Origin of the sequence: Acinetobacter calcoaceticus (assembly GCF_016508255.1) — a bacterium.
Lineage (GTDB): Bacteria > Pseudomonadota > Gammaproteobacteria > Pseudomonadales > Moraxellaceae > Acinetobacter > Acinetobacter calcoaceticus_E.
This window is the reverse complement of sequence record NZ_JADVKT010000001.1, coordinates 15,129-35,966: the sequence shown is the minus strand read 5'-3', so window position 1 is coordinate 35,966 and position 20,838 is coordinate 15,129. Positions and strand designations below refer to the sequence as shown.

General features: G+C 38.5%; 16 protein-coding genes. 11 read left to right on the top strand and 5 right to left on the bottom strand.

The annotated features are described in order from the left end of the window. The first annotated feature begins 51 nt into the window (after positions 1–51). The 3 genes from I5515_RS00155 (at position 52) to I5515_RS00145 (ending at position 6,524) form a co-directional block, all read left to right on the top strand. A complete protein-coding gene (locus tag I5515_RS00155; protein WP_199964200.1) occupies positions 52–2,160 on the top strand; it encodes a TonB-dependent receptor in 2,109 nt (702 codons plus the stop codon). A gap of 252 nt (positions 2,161–2,412) precedes the next feature. Then, positions 2,413–5,352 (top strand): insulinase family protein, encoded by a 2,940-nt coding sequence (locus I5515_RS00150; protein WP_199964199.1) that lies wholly within the window; start codon positions 2,413–2,415, stop codon positions 5,350–5,352. 20 nt (positions 5,353–5,372) lie between these two features. Next, positions 5,373–6,524 carry a phospholipase A gene (locus I5515_RS00145; protein WP_199964198.1) on the top strand — a complete coding sequence of 384 codons (1,152 nt, stop codon included), beginning with the start codon at positions 5,373–5,375 and terminating at the stop codon, positions 6,522–6,524. 38 nt (positions 6,525–6,562) lie between these two features. Here I5515_RS00145 and I5515_RS00140 read toward each other — a convergent pair whose 3' ends face one another. The 3 genes from I5515_RS00140 to ilvA all read right to left on the bottom strand — a co-directional run bounded on the left by I5515_RS00140 (position 6,563) and on the right by ilvA (position 10,261). Next, the gene (locus I5515_RS00140) at positions 6,563–7,900 is read right to left on the bottom strand and encodes a TrkH family potassium uptake protein (protein WP_199964197.1); all 1,338 of its coding nucleotides are present in this window, start codon (positions 7,898–7,900) and stop codon (positions 6,563–6,565) included. 17 nt (positions 7,901–7,917) lie between these two features. Beyond that, the gene (locus I5515_RS00135; RefSeq protein ID WP_199964196.1) at positions 7,918–8,568 is read right to left on the bottom strand and encodes a potassium channel family protein; all 651 of its coding nucleotides are present in this window, start codon (positions 8,566–8,568) and stop codon (positions 7,918–7,920) included. 145 nt (positions 8,569–8,713) lie between these two features. Beyond that, positions 8,714–10,261, bottom strand: a complete 1,548-nt coding sequence (ilvA, locus tag I5515_RS00130; RefSeq protein WP_199964195.1) for a threonine ammonia-lyase, biosynthetic — start codon at positions 10,259–10,261, stop codon at positions 8,714–8,716. A 101-nt stretch (positions 10,262–10,362) separates the two neighbouring features. On the opposite strand from ilvA, the gene rpiA reads away from it, so the two are divergent. After that, the gene (gene rpiA, locus I5515_RS00125) at positions 10,363–11,034 is read left to right on the top strand and encodes a ribose-5-phosphate isomerase RpiA (RefSeq protein WP_049836852.1); all 672 of its coding nucleotides are present in this window, start codon (positions 10,363–10,365) and stop codon (positions 11,032–11,034) included. Further along, positions 11,034–11,714: a SprT family zinc-dependent metalloprotease gene (locus I5515_RS00120; protein WP_199964194.1), complete on the top strand. Its 681-nt coding sequence runs from the start codon at positions 11,034–11,036 to the stop codon at positions 11,712–11,714. The genes rpiA and I5515_RS00120 overlap by 1 nt, the downstream gene beginning before the upstream one ends. On the opposite strand, the gene I5515_RS00115 is transcribed toward I5515_RS00120, so the two are convergent. Then, positions 11,711–13,234: a hypothetical protein gene (locus I5515_RS00115; RefSeq protein ID WP_199964193.1), complete on the bottom strand. Its 1,524-nt coding sequence runs from the start codon at positions 13,232–13,234 to the stop codon at positions 11,711–11,713. The two genes, I5515_RS00120 and I5515_RS00115, sit on opposite strands and share 4 nt — an antisense overlap. Before the next feature lie 188 nt (positions 13,235–13,422). On the opposite strand from I5515_RS00115, the gene argC reads away from it, so the two are divergent. From argC to I5515_RS00085, 6 genes are all read left to right on the top strand, one after another. Beyond that, on the top strand, positions 13,423–14,478 hold the full coding sequence (gene argC, locus I5515_RS00110) for an N-acetyl-gamma-glutamyl-phosphate reductase (RefSeq protein ID WP_199964192.1): 1,056 nt from the start codon (positions 13,423–13,425) through the stop codon (positions 14,476–14,478). Positions 14,479–14,553: 75 nt separating this feature from the next. Next, entirely contained in the window at positions 14,554–15,312 is a 759-nt protein-coding gene (locus I5515_RS00105; RefSeq protein WP_199964844.1) for a DUF6776 family protein, read from the top strand. Positions 15,313–15,321: 9 nt separating this feature from the next. Further along, entirely contained in the window at positions 15,322–15,735 is a 414-nt protein-coding gene (gene clpS / locus I5515_RS00100; protein WP_002121129.1) for an ATP-dependent Clp protease adapter ClpS, read from the top strand. A gap of 17 nt (positions 15,736–15,752) precedes the next feature. Further along, a complete protein-coding gene (clpA, locus tag I5515_RS00095; protein WP_199964191.1) occupies positions 15,753–18,029 on the top strand; it encodes an ATP-dependent Clp protease ATP-binding subunit ClpA in 2,277 nt (758 codons plus the stop codon). Between the two features lie 3 nt (positions 18,030–18,032). Further along, the gene (locus I5515_RS00090) at positions 18,033–18,395 is read left to right on the top strand and encodes a YnfA family protein (protein ID WP_042896083.1); all 363 of its coding nucleotides are present in this window, start codon (positions 18,033–18,035) and stop codon (positions 18,393–18,395) included. Positions 18,396–18,817: 422 nt separating this feature from the next. Beyond that, positions 18,818–19,873, top strand: coding sequence for a 3-deoxy-7-phosphoheptulonate synthase (locus tag I5515_RS00085; RefSeq protein ID WP_199964190.1), 1,056 nt, complete (start codon positions 18,818–18,820; stop codon positions 19,871–19,873). A 47-nt stretch (positions 19,874–19,920) separates the two neighbouring features. On the opposite strand, the gene I5515_RS00080 is transcribed toward I5515_RS00085, so the two are convergent. Beyond that, positions 19,921–20,838 (bottom strand): alpha/beta fold hydrolase, encoded by a 918-nt coding sequence (locus I5515_RS00080; protein WP_199964189.1) that lies wholly within the window; start codon positions 20,836–20,838, stop codon positions 19,921–19,923.

The window sequence follows — 20,838 nt, the reverse complement described above, 5'->3', positions numbered from 1 at the left end:
TACAGTGTATTTCATTGAAAATTCGCATGAAATTTTTCGTAGCGAACTTACATGAAGCGTTCTATTTTATTTATTTCATCAGTTGGGGTTATGACAAGCCATGTATATGCCGTAGAGGCAGAGCAACAGGCTGTAACGAACCTTCCAACAATTTCAGTAAAAGCTGAGAAGGAAAAAAGCTTAAAACAAGAAGTGGGAGAAGCATCAACTGCAACTAAAGGACTTATGCAATTAAAAGATGTTCCTCAAATCGTAAATGTGGTGCCTAAACAAGTTTTAAGAGAGCAGACTGTGACTTCTATGCAAGGTGCCTTGCAAAACGTTGCTGGTCTGAGCTTTAGTGTGGGTGATGGGCAACGTGATCAGGTCATGATTCGTGGTTTTTCTGCTATAACAGATAACTATGTAGATGGTATTCGTGATGATGCATTGTATTTTCGCGATATGTCGAATGTTGAGCGTATTGAAGTATTAAAAGGGCCTGCTTCTGTATTATATGGGCGTGGTTCTGCGGGTGGATTAGTTAATAAAATTAATAAAAAACCAATGGATGAGTCTTTGCGTGAAGTGAGCCTTATTGGTGGTACAACAGGGCAACGTCGTGCAGAAGTCGATGTGAATGAAAAAGTAGCAGAGAATGTTAAGGTTCGTTTAACAGGTGCAGTTGAAGATTCAGATGGTTATCGTGATCAGTCTTTTTTAAAACGCCAAGCGGTTGCTCCATCTGTACAGTGGGACATTACTGATAAAACTAAACTGTTAATTCAGGCTGACTATTTGCATGATGACCGTTTGGGAGACCAAGGTTTTCCGACCGATCCAATGACCGGTAAACCAGTTAAAACCAATCCTAAAACTTTTTATGGTGCATTAAACGGTAAAGAAGTGGGGGATGTTGATACTGAAATCTCAAGCCAAACCATAAGTTTGGATCATGAATTTAATGATAAACTCAAATATCACGGGGCAGTGCGCCACTATAACTACTCATTAGACCGTAAATATAGTGTGGTTTCTCATCAAGATCCTAAAAAAAATAAATTACCAGCTGACCAAATTCAATTAAGTCAAAGTAAACGAATACGTAATGAAGATGGAGTGTATGTTCAGCAAGAGTTGAGCGCTTTATTTAATACAGGTTTCTTAAAGCACAACATCTTAATTGGTGCTGAATATAGCAAACAACATAAAGATGAACTTGTCTGGAGTAAATTCCGTCAAATTACGAATATATTTAATCCAGAACTCGAAAATTGGGCACCATTAGATACAAGTGTAGCTGCTGGGACTAACAATACTAATACCTTTGAAAATTATGGCATTTATTTGCAAGATTTAATGACATTGACAGACCAGCTTAAAGTCTTAGTTGGTTTACGTTATGATAATTTATCGCAAGATCGTAATGATAAAACAAGTAATAATTTAGATTTAAGCCGCACTGATAATACTTATTCTCCACGAATTGGGGTGGTTTATCAGCCAGTAAGTAATATTTCACTTTATACTTCTTATAACCGATCTTTCCAACCTTTGGCTGATGCATTTGTTTTTTATAAAAACAGTGATGATTTAAAGCCTACTAAAACTGAAAATATTGAAGTCGGTGCGAAGTGGGATGTAAATGATCAATTGAATGTAACCTTGGCTTTATTTGAAATGAGCCAAACAAATATTCAAAACCAAGATCCAGCTAATCCAAATCAAGCACTATTGGCAGGTGAGCAAAAGACCAAAGGTGTTGAGCTTTCGTTAACTGGTCAATTAACCGATCAATTATCCGTATTGGCAGGCTATTCTTATATGGATGGTAAGATTGAAAAGTCGACTCTTGGGTTTACGGGTAATCACTCCGCGCTTACGCCAAACAACACTGCTAACCTGTGGTTAAAATATCAAATTAATGATCATTGGTATGCGGCTGTAGGTGGTCGTGGGGAATCATCACGTTTTAGTGCGCCAGATAACAAAAATGTTTTACCAGGTTATGCTGTTGTAAATGCAGCGTTAGGTTATCAAAGTGAGCGTTATGATGTGAATTTGAACTTAAATAACCTATTTGATCGCGATTACTTTGTTTCAGGACATAGTGGAGCTAATGATTCAAACATGATGGGTGATCCATTAAATGCTCAAATTGCACTTCGTTATCGTTTTTAACTAAGAAATTTTTATAAAAGCTCATCAACTTGATGGGCTTTTTTATTTATTGGGTAATATATAAATAGAATTAAAAGCTTTTGTTCTGGTAGGATAAAACATTCATGGCTATGTGCTTGATATCAAAGCCGTGCCAATGAAAACTAATACTCAACAAAAACGTAGTATTTTACTTGGCTTTTGTTCGCCAATCTCAAGCTGACTCAGGCTATAATGAGACCTATTCACTTATCCGATATGTTAGGAGATCACATGACTGTAGATGTCACTGAAACCATTTCTCAAACTGTTCACCCTGCGTTTCAGTTGCTACGTCAGCACCATGTAGAAGCATTAGATATTTTAGTGTCTGAATATAAACATAAAGTCACAGGTGCGGTGCATTATCACTTGGCAACTGATTATGATGAAAATGTATTTCTTGTTGCTTTTAGAACACAGCCTATGGACTCTAAAGGCACTGCACATATTTTAGAACATACAGCTTTGTGCGGATCTGAAAAGTTTCCGGTACGTGATCCATTCTTTTTAATGATTCGTCGTTCTTTAAATACTTTTATGAACGCATTTACAGCAGCAGATTGGACAGCATATCCATTTGCTACTCAAAATAAAAAAGATTTCCAAAACTTACTTTCTGTTTATCTTGATGCGGCATTTGCTGCCAACTTGAATCCACTTGATTTTGCTCAAGAAGGTATTCGCATTGAACTTGAAAATGGACAACCTGTTTATAAAGGTGTGGTCTTTAATGAAATGAAAGGTGCCATGAGTGCGCCATCCGACCAACTTTATCATCAGTTGGCTCATCATTTATTTCCTGAAACGACCTATCATTACAACTCAGGCGGCGACCCGAAAGATATTCCTGATTTAACGTATGAGCAGTTAGTCGATTTTTATAAAGTCCATTACCATCCAAGTAATGCTGTATTTATGACCTTTGGGAATCAAACAGCCTACGAGTTGCAAGAGCAATTTGAAAAACTAGCGCTACATAAGTTTTCTGCGGGTACAACTTTATATTCTAAGCATGAAAAACGTTTAGCTGCGCCAATTGAAGTAACAGAAAACTATGGCGTTGATAGTGATGATTTAAAAGATAAAACTTATCATGTCTTATCTTGGTTATTACCAGAAGCAAATGATGTGAAATTGCGATTGGGAATGCGTTTGGTTGAAGGGATTTTGTTAGAAAATTCAGCTTCGCCACTGCGTCATTACCTAGAGACTTGTGGTTATGCTCAATCAACAGGTCCATTAATGGGCGTAGACGACAGTAATTTTGAAATGACTTTCTACTGTGGTGTTCAAGGTTCAAACCCAGAACATGCACAAAGCTTTAGAGAGGGTGTTTTAAATATTCTACGGGATGTGGCTGCAAAACCAATTGATAGTAATTTAGTCGATGCAATTTTGCACCAGATCGAGTTGCATCAGCGTGAAATTAATGGTGATGGTACACCATATGGCTTAAGCCTCATTTTAAATGGCTTAAGCGGTGCGATTCACCATAATGACCCAATTCAAATTTGGGATGTTGACAGCGCAATTGCACAAGTTAAAGAAGAATTGAAAGACCCAATGTGGTTATCAAATCTGATTCAAACACATTTACTAGACAACCCACATCGCGTGCAGATGACCCTAATTCCAGACCCGACCAAGTCTGTAAAAGAGCAAGAGGCAGAAAAAGCACGTTTAGCTGCTATTGGTGAAAAATTAACAGACGCTGATAAGGCTGAAATTATCGCTAATACAAAGGCTCTAGAGGAACGTCAGGATACTCCAGACAACCTTGAACTATTACCAAAAGTAGGCTTGGAAGATGTACCTGCTGACTTGCATATTGTGCAGGGGCAATTGCGCGAAATTCTTTGCAATCGCATGGATACGCCGTTGAATTTGTATCATGCTGGTACGAACGGTATTTACTATCAACAAGTCCTTATTCAAATTCCTGAAGATATTGTAAGGTCACCTTACTTCAATTTGCTTTCTATCTTGATGGGCGAAGTGGGTGCCGGTGAATATGATTATCTTGAACTACAAAACTTACAAACGGCTGTAAGTGGTGGCTTAGGAATGGGCGCTTCATTACGTAGTAAAGTTGACGACAAAGATAAAATTAGTGCTTGGTTAACTTTAACGACTAAATCATTGACTCAGAAGTTTGATGCAATTCATTTATTAAAATTAGCATTTGAACAGCTTCGATTTGATGAAAAAGAGCGAATTATTGAGTTATTGCAACAACGTAAAACACGCTGGCAATCTCGATTATCTGGAGCGGGCCATAGTTACGCAATGCAAATCGCATCACGTAATATGAGTGCATTGGCTCAACGCGACTATCAAAACACTGGTTTAGGTGCATTAAACTGGTTAGGTGAGCTTGTTACTAAGATTACTCAAGACCCTGCTGCATATGATGATTTAATTGCAGAATTAAAGCGTATTCATCGTAAATTATTGCAAGCACCTAAACAGTTCTTGCTTGTATGTGAAGAACACCAGTCTGAACGTTTGGTTGAAGAAATCCAAAATGTTTGGGATAAACTAAACGTTGATACAGCTGCAACAGAGTTAACTCACGTAGAACAAGCAAATGATAATAATCATGAAGCATGGTTAATTCAGGCAAATGTTCAGTTCTGTGCTTCAGCCTATCAGGCAGTGGATGTGTCGCATCCAGATGCAGCTCCCTTAATGGTATTGGCGGCTTATCTACGTAATGGATTCTTACACAGTGCTATTCGTGAGAAAGGCGGTGCGTATGGCGGCGGAGCAAGTTATGATGGAAATGCATGTTCATTCCGTTTCTATAGTTACCGTGACCCACGTTTAGCAGAAACTTTTAAAGACTTTGAAGCAAGTGTGCAATGGTTGTTAAATACGGAGCAACAGCCTCATCAGCTTGAAGAAGCGATTCTTGGACTAGTTGCAAGTATGGATAAACCAGGCTCACCAGCGGGTGAGGCGATTACTGCATGTTATGCATTGTTGCATGCAAGAACACCTACTTTCCGCCGTATCTTACGTGAGAGATTGTTGAATGTAACATTAGATGATTTACAACGCGTTGCTCGTCAATATTTAGTTGAGCAAAACCCTGTAAAAGCTGTAGTTGCACCATTTGCAAAACGTGATGAATTGCAGCAATTAGGTTTTACCATTCAACAAGTTAATTAAAATAAAAATTGGAGATGAACATGGCGTTCAGACAATTTGAACGCACATCTTTACAGCTAAGCATGGGAATCGTGCTTAGCTGTTCGTGTGCGTCTGTGACATATGCTGATAGCTTGGCACCTGTAACTCCTGCGACAGTAGATGCATGTGTTGCTCTTGCTTCGAATGCTGATCGTCTGGCTTGTTATGACTCTGTATTTAAACCATCAGCTTTACCAGTTATTCAAGCTGCTGCTGTACCAGAGCCAGTTAAAAAAATTGATGCACCTGCTGTTCAACCTGAAACCTTTAAAGAAAAGGTGGTGGATACAGTGAGTAATATCAAAATAATTGGTAAAGCACCAAAACTTGAACCTACTACTTCTTTGTTAGATCAACGTTGGGAGTTGTCTGAAAAAAGTAAATTAGGTGTGTGGAACATTCGTGCTTATCAGCCGGTCTATTTACTACCTGTATTCTGGACCAGTGACAAGAATGAATTTCCACATAGTCCTAACCCAAATAATACGGTGACAGAAGATCAAAATCTGAAATCAACAGAAAGTAAATTTCAGATTTCTTTAAAGACCAAAGCTTGGGAAAATATTTTTGGCAATAATGGCGATTTGTGGCTAGGGTATACACAATCTTCACGTTGGCAAACCTTCAATGCTGAAGAGTCTCGTCCTTTCCGTGAAACGAATTATGAGCCTGAAGCAAGTTTAATGTTTAGAACGAACTACGAGCTGCTTGGTTTGGATGGTCGTTTACTCGGAGTGACTTTAAACCATCAATCAAATGGTCGTTCAGATCCGTTATCTCGTAGCTGGAACCGTGTCATCTTTAACGTGGGTCTAGAGCGTGGCAATTTTGCTGTAATGCTTCGTCCTTGGGTGCGTATTAATGAAGCGGCTAAAGATGATAACAACCCTGATATTGAAGATTATATAGGACGTGGCGATTTAACCGCTTTTTATAAGTGGAAAGAGAATGACTTCTCTTTAATGTTACGTCACTCTTTAAAGGGTGGTGATAACTCTCACGGTGCTGTCCAATTCGATTGGGCTTTTCCAATTAGCGGTAAATTGCGTGGACACTTCCAGTTATTTAATGGTTATGGTGAAAGTTTAATTGATTATAACCACCGTGCAACTTATGCAGGTTTGGGTGTTTCACTCTTGAACTGGTACTAAATTGCCATGAAAAAGCCGCTTTAAAAGCGGCTTTTTTATTATCCAATTTGAATATTGGCTTGAGGGTGCTTGAGTCGACTTTTTTTCGGGGTGGCAATTAAATAAGCCAGAGTTAATGGGCCAAGTCGCCCAGCAAACATGAGTAAACTTAAAATGAATAAACTACCATTATGTAACTCTGGCGTGATTCCACGAGAAAGCCCCACAGTACAAGCTGCGGAAACAACCTCAAATAATAAGTTCATAAAGTCTGCTTTAGGTTCTAAAATTAAAAGAACAAAGAACCCAATAAATATGAGAATGCTGGTAATCGCGGTAACGGCCAAGGCCTTATAAGTCGTTTCGTGAGAAACAGAGTGATTGAAGATCCTAATTTCATCGGTACGTCTTAAAAAGGAAAGTACACTTAAAACTAATATAACAAAAGTACCGACTTTGATACCGCCAGCAGTACTTAGTGAACCGCCACCAATAAACATCAGTAACATCATAAGCAAAGAGCTGCTATTGGTCATTGCACCTGTATCAATGGTATTAAACCCTGAAGAACGCGGAACAGTCGCTTGAAACCAAGCATGTAAAGCTTGATCACTTACGTTAAGCATTCCTAGTGTATGAGGGTTTTGTGCTTCCATAGCCCAGATTAAGATAAAGGCTACTAAATTAATAATGGCAATAGTAGTTAGAATGAGTTTGCTGTTTGGGCTTAGTTTTTTCCATTTTTTATTTTGCTTAATGTCCATGAGAACCAAAAAGCCAAGTCCACCTATTGTGTAGAGTAAACTCACTGTAAGGCAGATTATATAATTATTTTGAAAACTCATTAAACTATTATTAAATAATGAAAAACCAGCATTGTTAAATGAGGAGATACTATAAAAAAGCGCATAGTACAATCCGCGTGCAAAGCCGTAAGTGGGTGTAAAAGCAGTAGTGAGAATAATTGTACCAATAAGCTCAAAAATAAGGGTATAGGTCACAACCCCTTTAGCAACAAAAGTAACTTTTGATAGGCTTGTTTGACCGAGACTATCTTGTGCCATCATTTGTTGTTTAAGACCAACTTTAGGTGACAAACTTAATGCAGCCAATATAGCAAAAGTCATAAAGCCCAAACCACCTGATTGAATCAGCAACAAAATAATGGTTTGCCCGAACAGGGTAAAAGACTCATGAATATTTAAAACAGATAAACCAGTAATTGTGACTGCTGATGTGGCTGTAAAGAGTGCATCCATCCAGCTCACATGACCTGTATTGGCAAATGGCAGTTTGAGCAATAAAGTGCCAAAAATAATGAAGCCCAGAAACCCCAGTGCCAAGAGTGAAGGAGGGCTTAAATTTAATGTTTTATGGGGTTTGGGATATATAGACATATTCTAGATTTCGCCTCTTATATGAAGCAATTAGAAAGTTTCTTTAACTGCGGTAAATGACCTTCTAAAATAAGAATATCATGCGTTTGCAAGGTGAAATTTTCTTCGGTTTCAAATAAAATTTGCTGCTGTCTTTTTACCAGCAATGTTTTGATCTGTGGTGCTTGCTGCATAATGCCATATAAGTTAATACCATTAAGTTTTTCAGGAATTTCAATTTTTATAATGTAGTGGTCATCTTCTAAAGACATATAGCGACTCACCATTGGATAGTTTAGCGCCTGAGCAACTCGTACCCCCATATCTTCTTCAGGATGAATAATTTTATTGATATTGAGATGCGACAAAATAGTGTGATGTGCTTTAGTTTTTGCTTTTACCCAAATTTTATCCATACCAAGATTTTTTAAATTCAGTACACACAAAATACTCGCTTCAATATCTTCACCAATTGCCACAACAACTGCATCGCAATTTTGAATATTGAGTTCATCAAGTACATGTTCGTCGGTCGCATCGGCAATGACGGCATGAGTTAAAACGTCGGCAAGATTTTCAACATTCTTTTTTACCGTATCAATGCCAATAACATCATGATTTAATTTTGTGAGCTCTTGAGCAACCGTTGCTCCGAAGCTCCCTAAGCCAATGACTGCAAACTGTGCCATATTGGTCCTTGTTTCCTGATTAGATGTTTATTTTTAAGGATATTTTCTTTGAGATAAAGAGAGGCAATGTAAATATGATGGGAATATTAGAATAATGATATAAATAAGCCGACAAATTCGTCGGCCTATTCATCAAAATCGAAAATTATTTCAAGAAACGCTTATAGCCAACATTATTCGTAATTTCTGCATACGGATAACTAATCTGTTCAAGAGTTTCAATTAAACCATCAGGATTTTGTTTTGCATCTGTCGCTTGTAAGCCTACTAAAACACGTCCTTCTGCCGCACCATGATTACGGTAATGGAATAACGTAATATTATGGGTTGGTCCTAAACGAGTTAAGAAGGTTAAGAGGGCACCTGGGCGTTCAGGGAACTCAACACGGAACAATCTTTCATCATCTAAATTTGCATGGCCACCAATTAAATAACGAATATGTAGTTTGGCAACTTCATCATCAGACAGGTCATCTACCACATAATTTTGTTGCTTTAATTGTTCCAAAATTTCATGACGCTCTGCATCACCACCTTTTAAGCTAATACCGACAAATACTTGTGCTTCATCTGTATTATTTGCTCGGTAGTTAAACTCGGTAATGTTGCGTCCTTGTAAAGCACGACAGAAACCTAAGAATGCGCCTTTTTCTTCAGATAGTGTCACTGCATAAATAGCTTCACGCTGTTCGCCTAGCTCAGTACGTTCAGCAATATAACGTAGGCGATCAAAGTTCATGTTGGCACCGCATACAATCGACACCATATTCTTATTGCTGATTTTGTGTTCGTGAATATACTTTTTAATACCAGCTAAAGCCATTGCACCAGAAGGTTCAACAATGCTGCGGTTTTCGTCAAATGTATCTTTAATTGCTGCACAGATTTCATCTGTGTTTACCGTCACAATATCTGGTTCAACAATAGGACCAGAGTTATCAGACTTGCGTAGACGAATAATATCAAATGGTAAAGCACCAATTTGAGCAACCGCTGTACCATCTGCAAACAAGCCCACATGTGGCAAGATTACGCGCTCATTTGCTTCTAAGGCTGCTTTTAAACAAGCAGATTCTTCATATTCAACGCCAATAATTTTTACATGAGGTGCAACTTCACCAAGGTAAGCTGCTACGCCTGAAATAAGGCCGCCACCACCTACAGCAACAAACACATATTCGACATCACGCCATTGACGTAATATTTCATTGGCAATGGTACCTTGACCAGCAATGACAAGTTCATCGTCATAGGGTGGAATAAATACAAGGCCTTCAACTTCGGCACGTTGTTGTGCATATTTATTTGCGATATCAAAGCTATCGCCATGTAACACGACTTGGCCGCCTAAGCGTTTAACTGCCTGAACTTTAATGTCAGGAGTCGTGCTTGGCATAACAATAATGGCTGGAATTCCTAAGCGTTGACCAGACAATGCTACACCTTGAGCATGGTTACCAGCAGAGGCACAAATTACCCCACGTTCGAGTTGTTCTTTGGGTAATTGGCTAATTCGGTTATAGGCGCCACGTAATTTAAAAGAAAAAACAGGCTGTAAATCTTCACGCTTAAAACGAATTGTATTATTTAATTTTTGACTAATTCGTGGAGCTGCTTCGAGAGGCGTTTCAATTGCAACATCATAAACCGTTGCTTGTAAAATTTGTCGTACCACACGAGACAGCATGTTCATCTTCCCTATAACAGTTTAAAATAGGAAATTATTGTAGCAAACCCTTGCGCATTTGCGCCGATTATTGGTGCATAAATGTCAAAAAATAGTTGAGTGATGTCATGAGTCTATATGCAACCCAAGATGAAAAGAAACAAGCTGCTGCGAAAGCTGCTTTAAAACACTTACCCAAAGGTGGCATTTTGGGGGTTGGGACTGGAAGTACAGTAAACTTTCTAATTGATTTACTGCCTGAATTACAATTAGAAGCTGCTGTGGCAAGTTCTCAAGCAACTGCTGATCGTCTTAAAAAATTAGGTATCGAAGTTGTAGATATGAACCATGTGGGTGGTTTAGATGCCTATGTTGATGGTGCAGATGAAATTGACCGCCATATGCATATGATTAAAGGTGGTGGTGCTGCGTTAACACGCGAAAAAATTGTAGCTTCAATTGCTAAGAAATTTGTTTGTATTGTTGATGATTCAAAATGGGTTGATCAACTCGGACGTGACTTTCCACTTCCAGTAGAAGTTATTCCAATGGCTCGTTCTGCTGTGGCTCGTAAGTTGGTAAGTTTAGGTGGTGACCCAGTTTATCGCGAAGGTGTAGTAACAGATAACGGTAATGTGATTTTAGATGTATTTAATCTTAATATTTTAAATGCACTTGATTTGGAAAAAACCATTAACAATATTCCAGGCGTTGTGACTAATGGTATTTTCGCTCTAAACCCAGCAACGATTGCAATTGTTGCCACAAATAATGGTATTGAAGAGCGTACCGCACAGTAATGTCTGCAAACATGCCAGAAATTAAAATCGTTCGACACGTAAGAGCAAGAAAATTGCGCTTACGTGTTGAGCCAGCTTCAATACGCCTCACCGTGCCTTTGTTTTGCAGTAAGAATCAAATTCAGCTTTTTTTGGAGCAGTCTGAGCAATGGCTGATAGAGACGTGGAAAAAGCAACAACACGTTCAATCTAGTTCACTTGAAATTCCTTCAGAAATTTATTTTTTTAATAAAGAGCAACCAGTTCAGGTCATTGTTCAAAAACAGCATCGTGTTTTTCAATTTGATTGGGAAAGCAGTTGTTTATTTATTAAAGATACCCAGCCATATTTGGCATTACAAAGTGCAGTTATTGCCTTTGCAAAACAAGAATTACCAAAGCTTTTAATAGAGTTAAGTAAGCACACTCATTTGGCTTATAGCGATTGTGCAATTCGCCGTCCCAAAACTCGTTGGGGAAGTTGTAGCAGTCAGCATAATATTATGCTACATGCAGGATTGGTGCTCATGCCACACGAGATTGCTCGCTATGTCGCTATTCATGAGTTGGCTCATACTAAACATTTTGACCATAGTCCGGCTTTTTGGGCAGAAGTTGAAAAATACGATCCATATTTTCAAAAACACCGCAGACAACTTAAATCTAATCCATTGCCTGCATGGTGGTATGTTTCAACTTAACTAAAACTACATTCTAATTGTGGTGTTTGTAAGTTATCTGGTGCTTTTCGGCTATCTAAACCAGCTTTAGCACTCACGATTTTATTTGCTTTAATCGATAATTGTATAAAGTTGTATTGCTGCGTTGAGTTATTGGGTTCGGCTGAACTTGAGTTGAGTAAATAACTTGAGCTTGCAGCATCTGTTTGCAATAAATTGTCTGTACTATCCGCACTTAAAGCAGAGCGATAAGTCTGTGATCCTTTAATAAGTTCGATTTGACCATTTGCACGGAAATTAAGCTGGCAACCTGTTGATGTATCGTCATAGTGACCAATTAAATAGTCCGTAGCAGGTAGTTTTGGGTCAGAAAGATTAATGCTCGTTAAACCTTGTTTACAAGGATATGCAGAACCGTTACAGGTCGCTGTAATACCGCTAAAACCTACAGCACGACGATAATCACCAGCACCGTCTATACGGACAAAGTCAGTTGTATTTCCAGCAGGTACGATCCCTGAATATAGTTTCTTTTGTAGTAGATCATAACCTGTTTGGTCTAAACTGGATTGGCTTTGAGCATCTGCTAATTTAAAAGTAGCGGTTTTTAAATTGGTTGCAAAATTATCGCGTGTTGCTTTTTGGTTAGCCGCGATATCTAACAGTGTATTTTTAACTGGATCAATATTATCAGGAGCGGGTGTAAAAATAGGAGTGAATGTTGTTTGATCGCCATTAAGTTTTTTACCATCTAAAAAGCCATCTTTTAAATCGGTTGCCAAACTTTTAATGAGTTCTTGATATGTGTTTGTTCCCCCATGAAAAGTTGACCAATATTGTAAGTAGCCAAAGCTAAGGTAGCTATCTACATATGTACTAGGTTTTGTAGTTGAATACCGCAATATAGTTAAAAAAGTGAGAGGATTGGCAGGACTTAAACTTGGAATGTCGGCATCTTTGAACGCATTAAGCAGAGATCTATAAACGTCTTGAGAAGCTAAATCTACATGTAATTGTTCAACGCGGGTTGGGTCAATTGTCTCTTGAGGGAGTTGCCCTGAACGTATCACAGCTCGTTGGTAAACTGCTTCACTGCTTGGACTTATAGATAGAGTTCTGCCACTTACGCTGCTTGGTGTAATAAATGCATGATAAATACCAGAGAAATTTTGGTATGTTGAAGTAATTGGATCAAATACTTGAGATGAATCTTGAGTCGTAATTTCTACGCGATATAAACGATTTAATTTAGCGGTAGGAATTTTGACATTAAAGCTGTTTAAACTTGCAATTGAAGTATCTACTAAAACAGAGTTAGTGGTGTTGTCATATACTTTTAGTTGGATGTTACGTATTTCCACAGGAGATTTAACAGTAACATCAGTCGTTGCCTCAGGAGTAGGATCAACGGGTGTTGGAGTGCTTGGTGAGTTGCCACTACTACTGCCTCCACCTCCACAACCTACAAGTGCAGCACTTAAAATTAATGTACTCAAGCCGAGGTAAGTGTGTAATTTTGTTTCTTTTGATTGATGAAGCATCCTAGCTCTCCAAAATTAAATCTGATATTTATTTGCTTGCTGATATTTGTTTAGTTATGACAGTTGAATAAGTGCTATCTAATTGTCACTAAAATTAAAAAAATTAAAATTACTAAGCATGAAATGGTTTTGTAAGCTTGGACATCCTGTCATACTACTGCACAAGTATAGATTCAAAAATTGAGGTAATGCACGTGATTTCTGTCGGAATTGTTGGTGGAACGGGTTATACAGGCGTTGAACTATTACGTATTTTATTACGACATCCTAAAGCGCAAGTTCGAGTTCTTACTTCACGTACAGAAGCGGGTAAACCAGTTGCAGATATGTTCCCTAATTTACGTGGACATACTGATCTTCAATTTTCAGATTTAAACATTGATGATTTAAAAAAGTGTGATGTTGTATTTTTCGCTACACCTCATGGTGTTGCGATGCAGCATGCAAAAGAATTGATTGCAGCTGGCACTAAAGTGATTGATTTGGCTGCTGATTTTCGTTTGCAAAATCTTGAGCAGTTTGAGAAGTGGTATGGCATGGAGCATGCATGCCCAGACGTTCTGGAAAGCTCAGTATATGGCTTGGCTGAACTAAACCGCGAAAAAATTAAACAGGCGCAAGTTATTGGTAACCCAGGTTGCTATCCAACCACTGTTCAATTGGGATTAGCTCCACTTTTGAAATCAGCACAAGCATTGATTGAAACAAAAAATATTATTATTGATGCGAAATCAGGCGTTTCAGGAGCAGGTCGTAAAGCAAGCTTAGGCATGATCTATAGTGAAAATGCTGATAACTTCAAAGCTTATGGAGTTGCAGGTCACCGTCACCATCCGGAAATTGTTGAAGCATTAGAAAATATTTCTGGACAAAAAGGTGGTTTTGAAGGGCTCCTGTTTGTTCCTCATTTAGTTCCAATGATTCGCGGTATGCTCAGCACAATTTATGTTGATTTGACAGAAGCTGGTAAACAAACTGATATTCAGGCATTGTATGAGCGCTTTTATGCAAATGAAAAATTTGTTGATGTGATGCCTGCTAACAGTTCGCCTGAAACACGTAGTGTGCGCGGTGCGAATGAGCTTCGTATTGCTTTATATAAGCCGCAGCCGAATAAACTTATTATTCTTGCGGTACAAGATAACCTTGTGAAGGGTGCATCTGGTCAAGCTGTACAAAATATGAACCTTATGTTCGGCTTTGATGAAGATGAAGGCTTACAAGGGATTGGTTTATTACCATAAAAAACTCTTTTTTGCTTCACACACATTTAAATTTCGATTTAAATGTGTGTCTTGACTCTGATCTTAAACACTGAGATGACGATGCAAAACTCTGGACAGACGACTTCGGCAGAAAGTTCGTTGCAAAAGAAAAAATTTTTAAATACCAATAAACCTTTGTTTATTGGCGCGGCTATTTTAATGAGTGGTTGTCTTGCGCTCGGCTATACAATTGGTCACCGTCAAGGTCTGACTGTTGTAGGTTACGATGCAGATGCAGAGCAATTGGTTGATGTCGTGCAAAAGCAAAAAACAGCTTTAGATGCAGTTAATAAAAGCCTGAATGCTGCGGTACAAGAGCGTGATGTTGCTGTAACAAATGCAAATGATCTGTTTAAAGCCCTTAATCAGGCGAATGCTGATAAAACGCAACAAGAAGGTATGAGTAATATCTACCGTGATATCTTGAGGCAGCGTGGTGGTTTAAGCTTGACGATTCAAAACTTGGCGATCAAACCTTTACCTGAAAATGCTTATGAATATCAATTAGATTTAGTGCAGGTGAGCCCAAGTAAGCGCCGTGCTTCAGGATCTATTGAGATAAGACTCATTAAAGATACAGAAGTTTTGGTTGTACCACTTGAAGCTAAAAACTTTAACTTTACTGATTTTGAGCGTTTAACAGGTCGTTGGACAATGCCTAAAGGTTTTATACCTCAATTTATTGAGGTGCGTTTAACAGGCGGTTCTGATACACCAGTTATTAAACGTTTTAGTTGGCAGCGCGGTAAACCTGTCGAAACATCTTCTGCTTTTGTGGCAGAAATTCCTCAAGCTGAACCAAATTCACAATAGTAACATCCTATGCGAACAAATAAGCGTCAAACAAACTTAAAAGATATCAAAGCTTCTTTTCAGCAGTCTGGATATGTCGATTGGCACTTCCATCCACGCTTAAGTGATTCGCAAAACGAAGATCATGACGGAGAGGTTGTTGTACAAACAGCACCTCCTGAACTCAAGCGTCCGCCATTATATGCAGTCGTATTAATGAATGACGATTACACGCCAATGGACTTTGTAATTGAAATTTTACAACAATACTTTGCAATGAATCTTGACCAAGCAACTCAAGTAATGCTAACAGTACACTATGAAGGTAAAGGTATTGCTGGGGTATATCCAAGAGACATCGCGGAAACCAAGGCAAACCTTGTTAATAATTACGCTCGATCGCAAGGTCATCCATTACTTTGCCAGATTGAGCCTAAAGCATAAAAGCATAAGGGGGTTACATGCTCAGTCGTCAATTAGAAGTATCATTACGTTTGGCTGTTAGCATGGCTCGTCAAAAGAGACATGAGTTTCTTACAGTTGAACACTTATTATTAGCACTACTCGACAACGATTCGGCCGTGAATGCATTAAAAGCATGTGGGGCTGATATAGTTTCTTTACGTAAAGAATTAGAAGAATATGTAGAACAACATACTCCTAAGCTTGGCGAAAATAGCGAGCAGGCGCCTCATCCAACAGAAAGTTTTGACCGCATTTTGCAACGTGCTATTTTCCATGTGCAATCAAGTGGTGGCGATCGTACTGTTGAAGGTGCGGATGTTTTGGTCGCAATGTATTCAGAGCGTGATTCTTTTGCTGTGTATTTGCTTAAACGTCATCAAATCAATCGTTTGACCTTGACTCAATACTTGTCTCATGGAACACGTAAAGATGAAGTGCAAGTTGAAGAAGAAGTTGAAGATATTGAGGGTGAAACGAGTACGGGCAATGCAGGACCATTAGAGCTTTATACGCTGAACTTAAACGTTGAAGCGCAAAAAGGCAAAACTGATCCACTTATTGGTCGTGAAAAGGAAATTGAGCGTACAGCACAAATTCTGTGCCGCCGTCGCAAAAATAATCCATTACTTGTAGGTGATCCGGGCGTTGGTAAAACCTCGATTGCTGAAGGTTTGGCATGGTTAATTGTGAATGGTAAGGCACCTAAACCTTTGAGTCAGGCTGAAGTCTATAGTTTAGATATTGGTGCATTAGTTGCTGGAACCAAATATCGCGGTGACTTTGAAAAACGTTTAAAACAATTGCTTAATGCTTTGAAGAAAAATCCAAATGCGATTTTATTCATTGACGAAATTCATATGATCATTGGCGCGGGCTCAAGTATGGGCAGCACAATGGATGCTTCGAATTTGATTAAACCCGCATTGGCTAATGGTACTTTACGTTGTATTGGTTCAACGACGTTCCAAGAATATCGTCAGGTTTTTGAAAAAGACCATGCGTTATCACGTCGTTTCCAGAAAATTGATGTCAATGAGCCAAGTATTTCTGAAACAATTGATATTTTGCGTGGCTTAAAATCTAAATTTGAAGATTTTCACCACGTACAATATGACGATAAGGCATTAGTATCAGCTGTAGAGCTTTCAGCTAAATTCATTAATGATCGTTTCTTGCCAGATAAGGCGATTGATGTGATTGACGAAGCTGGTGCTCAGCGTCGTTTGAAAGCTGAAACTGATGATAGCTTGATTACTGTAGAGAATATCGAAGATATCGTTTCTAAGATTGCTCGTATTCCACCTAAAACTGTTTCTAAAGATGATAAGTCAGTGCTTGAAAATCTTGAGCGTGATTTAAAACGTGTCGTGTTTGGTCAAGATGAAGCGATTACTGCATTAGGTTCAGCGATCAAATTATCTCGTGCTGGGTTGAAATCACCAGATAAGCCAGTAGGTAGTTTTGTTTTTGCTGGCCCAACAGGGGTTGGTAAAACAGAAGTGACTAAACAGCTAGCAAAATTGTTAGGTGTAGAGCTTGTTCGTTTCGATATGTCTGAATATATGGAACGTCATGCAGTTTCACGTTTGATTGGTGCACCTCCGGGTTATGTGGGTTATGACCAAGGTGGGTTGTTAACTGATGCGATCCATAAGAACCCGCACTGTGTTTTATTGCTAGATGAAATTGAGAAAGCACATCCAGATGTGTTTAATCTCTTGCTACAAATCATGGATCATGGTGCTTTAACGGATAACAACGGACGTAAGTCAGACTTTAGAAACGTTATTATTGTTTTGACTACAAATATTGGCGCAGAAAGTATTTCTCGTGCGAGTATTGGTTTTACTGAACAAGATCATAGTTCTGATAACCAAGAAGCGATGAAGCGTGCTTTCTCACCAGAGTTTCGTAACCGTCTAGACAGTGTTATTCAATTCAAGTCGTTACCAACAACTGTTATTGAGTCTGTGGTTGATAAATTCTTGACAGAATTACAAGCTCAACTGGATGACAAACAAGTTGTACTTGATGTCGATCAAAGTGCTCGTGATTGGTTGGCAACAAACGGTTATGACCGCTTGATGGGTGCACGTCCAATGCAACGCCTCATTCAAGAACACTTGAAGAAACCATTAGCTGAAATGATCCTGTTTGGTGAACTTGCAGATCATGGTGGTAATGTGGCTGTTTCAGTGAAGAATGAAGATGGCAAAGCTGTCGGCTTGAAACTTGAAGTTTTTGAAGATCATCATACGGCAGAACCAGCATAACTTATGTTAATTGATAGTCTTACTATAACCCGAATACTGAGTGTGTTCGGGTTATTTATTATCACAGCAATTGCTGAAATTCTTGGTTGTTATTTCCCTTATTTGATTTTAAGAGAAGGCAAGTCCGCTTGGCTGTGGCTACCTACAGTTTTGAGCTTGGCTGTCTTTGTATGGCTGCTGACCCTACATCCAGCGGCTTCTGGGCGCATTTATGCTGCATATGGCGGTATTTATATTTTTACTGCATTAATGTGGCTGCGTTTTGTTGATCAGGTGGGATTAACAAGATGGGATATATTGGGTGGCCTAATTGTGCTTTGTGGAGCAGGCTTAATTATTTTACAGCCTCAAGGGTTGATTCGTTAATATAATGAGTGAATCGAATCTTAAGCGTGAAAATAAGAAGTTTTTTAAAAAAAAGACTTGTCAAAGCCCTCAACAATGCGTATTTTAGATTTTAGGAACATTTTTTTATATTTGAGATAAAGATGTTAAATCTATCTGTGAACACAAACGCATATTATTATTTTTGGCAATTTAGATAGTTGCCTGAGCGTATTCGGGCATGAGAAAGTTGCCCATCACAGTTAATACCTGATCGGCAACCCCGATCAGGTTTTTTTATGCTTTATCTTTTTGAATCGAGGAACTTAAAATGAACAACATGACTTATTCGTATTTTAGCAACTTTTATTGGTTTTACTTTTGCTTACCTTTACCAACGAATAGATCCAAAACGCTCAAATAAATGATCGGACTGAATAGATTGCAGTCCCAAGGAAAAACCAATGAATGCCCTAAATACTTTATTGACACAAAGCAATACAAAAGAAACACCAGTTAGTTTACCTATCCAGTTAAAAGCAAAATATCCGCTTGCACACTCTTTCGTGCGTCAAATTGCCGAACACCGTCAAACTATTCAAAATATTCTTAACGGCAAAGATTCTCGGTTAATGGTAATTACAGGGCCTTGTTCCATTCATGATCCGGTTGCAGTACTTGAATACGCTGAAAGATTGCAGAAATTACAAGAAAAAGTAAAAGATCAGATTTTTATCGTGATGCGTGCATACATTGAAAAACCGCGTACAACTGTAGGTTGGAAGGGTTTTATGTACGATCCAAATTTAGATGGCTCATCAAATTTACAACTTGGTTTAGAGAAGTCTCGTGAACTTTACCTTCAAATTATTGAAAAGGGGTTGCCAATTGCGAGTGAAATTTTAAGTCCAATGGCAACTGGTTATTTTGATGATTTATTGGCTTGGGGGGCAATTGGTGCTCGTACAAGTGAGTCTCAAATTCATCGTGAAATCTCAAGCCACATGCCATACAGTATTGGTTTTAAAAATGGTACTGACGGCTCAATTCAGATTGCATTAGATGCAATTCAGTCAGCACAAAATGAACATCAATTTCTAGGAATGAATCAGCAAGGTTTACCTTCAGTGATTCAGAGTGCCGGTAACCTATTACCACACTTGATTTTACGTGGAGCAAATCATGGACCAAATTATGATTTAGCTTCAATTCAGGCAATACGAGAAAAACACAAACAAAATCTTCCTCCATTGGTGATTGACTGTAGTCATGGCAATAGTAGTAAAGATCCGTTACGTCAGCCAGAAGTGTTACAGCAAATCGTTGCTGAGCGTTTAAAAACACAAGTAAGGGGTGTCATGATTGAAAGTCATTTGGTTGATGGTAGCCAAAAGATTTCTTGTGATATGACTTATGGTCAGTCAGTAACTGATGGTTGTTTGGGATGGGAAAAAACAGAGCAACTTTTATTAAGTGTTTCTGAGCAATTAAAAGTGAAAGAGTTAGCTCATTCAGCTTAATCATTTATTGATTTAAAAGGGATCTGCGAACAGGTCCCTTTACTTTTTTAAGAAGCATGTTTTAAGTTTGATAAGAATGTCGTGATTTCATGCCCAAATTTTTTCGGCTCAGTTAATAACGGTGTATGGCCTGATCGTTCAAAATATATTGCTTTTGCATGCTCGATACTATGTGCAATAAGTGTCTGTCCAGTTTCTGGATAAAGTGTCGAATTACGACCAATAAAGAAAGTTGTTGGGCATTGTAATTGTGAAAGGGCATCACGATAATCTTCATTGTGATAAAGATAGTTTTCGACATACCAAAATAAATAATCTAGACGCTGAATTGGTAATAAATATTTTTGTAGAAAAGGTTGCTTTAGGGCTGTTTTAAAAACTAAAGGGCTAAATGGGTTGCTACTTTGTAACTCAATAAAATCTACCCAAAGACGAACCAATTCTTGTCGATCTGGAAGCAATAATTCATATAGGTATTTGGCATTTTTATGCTTTAATAATAATTGATAGATATCATTTAATAATTGTTTGAACTGGGGGTGGAGCGGGCCAAATAGACCATATTCCCATGTTGAATCGACAGATATTTTTGGTGTTTGGTCGATATGTAAATAGGCTTTTAATTGCTGTGCTAGATGAGCATGTTTCATACCATGCATGGCCGTTGTAGCACCCATTGAATAACCCATCAAGATAAAGTTATCGAGTTTTAATTGTTCTATTAAATGTGCAACATCTTGCCAATGGCTAGAAATTGCATCTTGCTCAGGGATTGCACAATTTTTTGAACCACCGAACCCCCGCCAGTCGGGAATAATAAACTCATATTCTTTACGATTTGCATAGATGAAGGGTAGCCATTGCCAGCTCTGCATCCCTAAGCCGGATAATACTAATACTGGTTCACCACGACCAACACGGCGTACAAATAAATTTTCCTGATCGGGCATGGTGTAATACGGCAT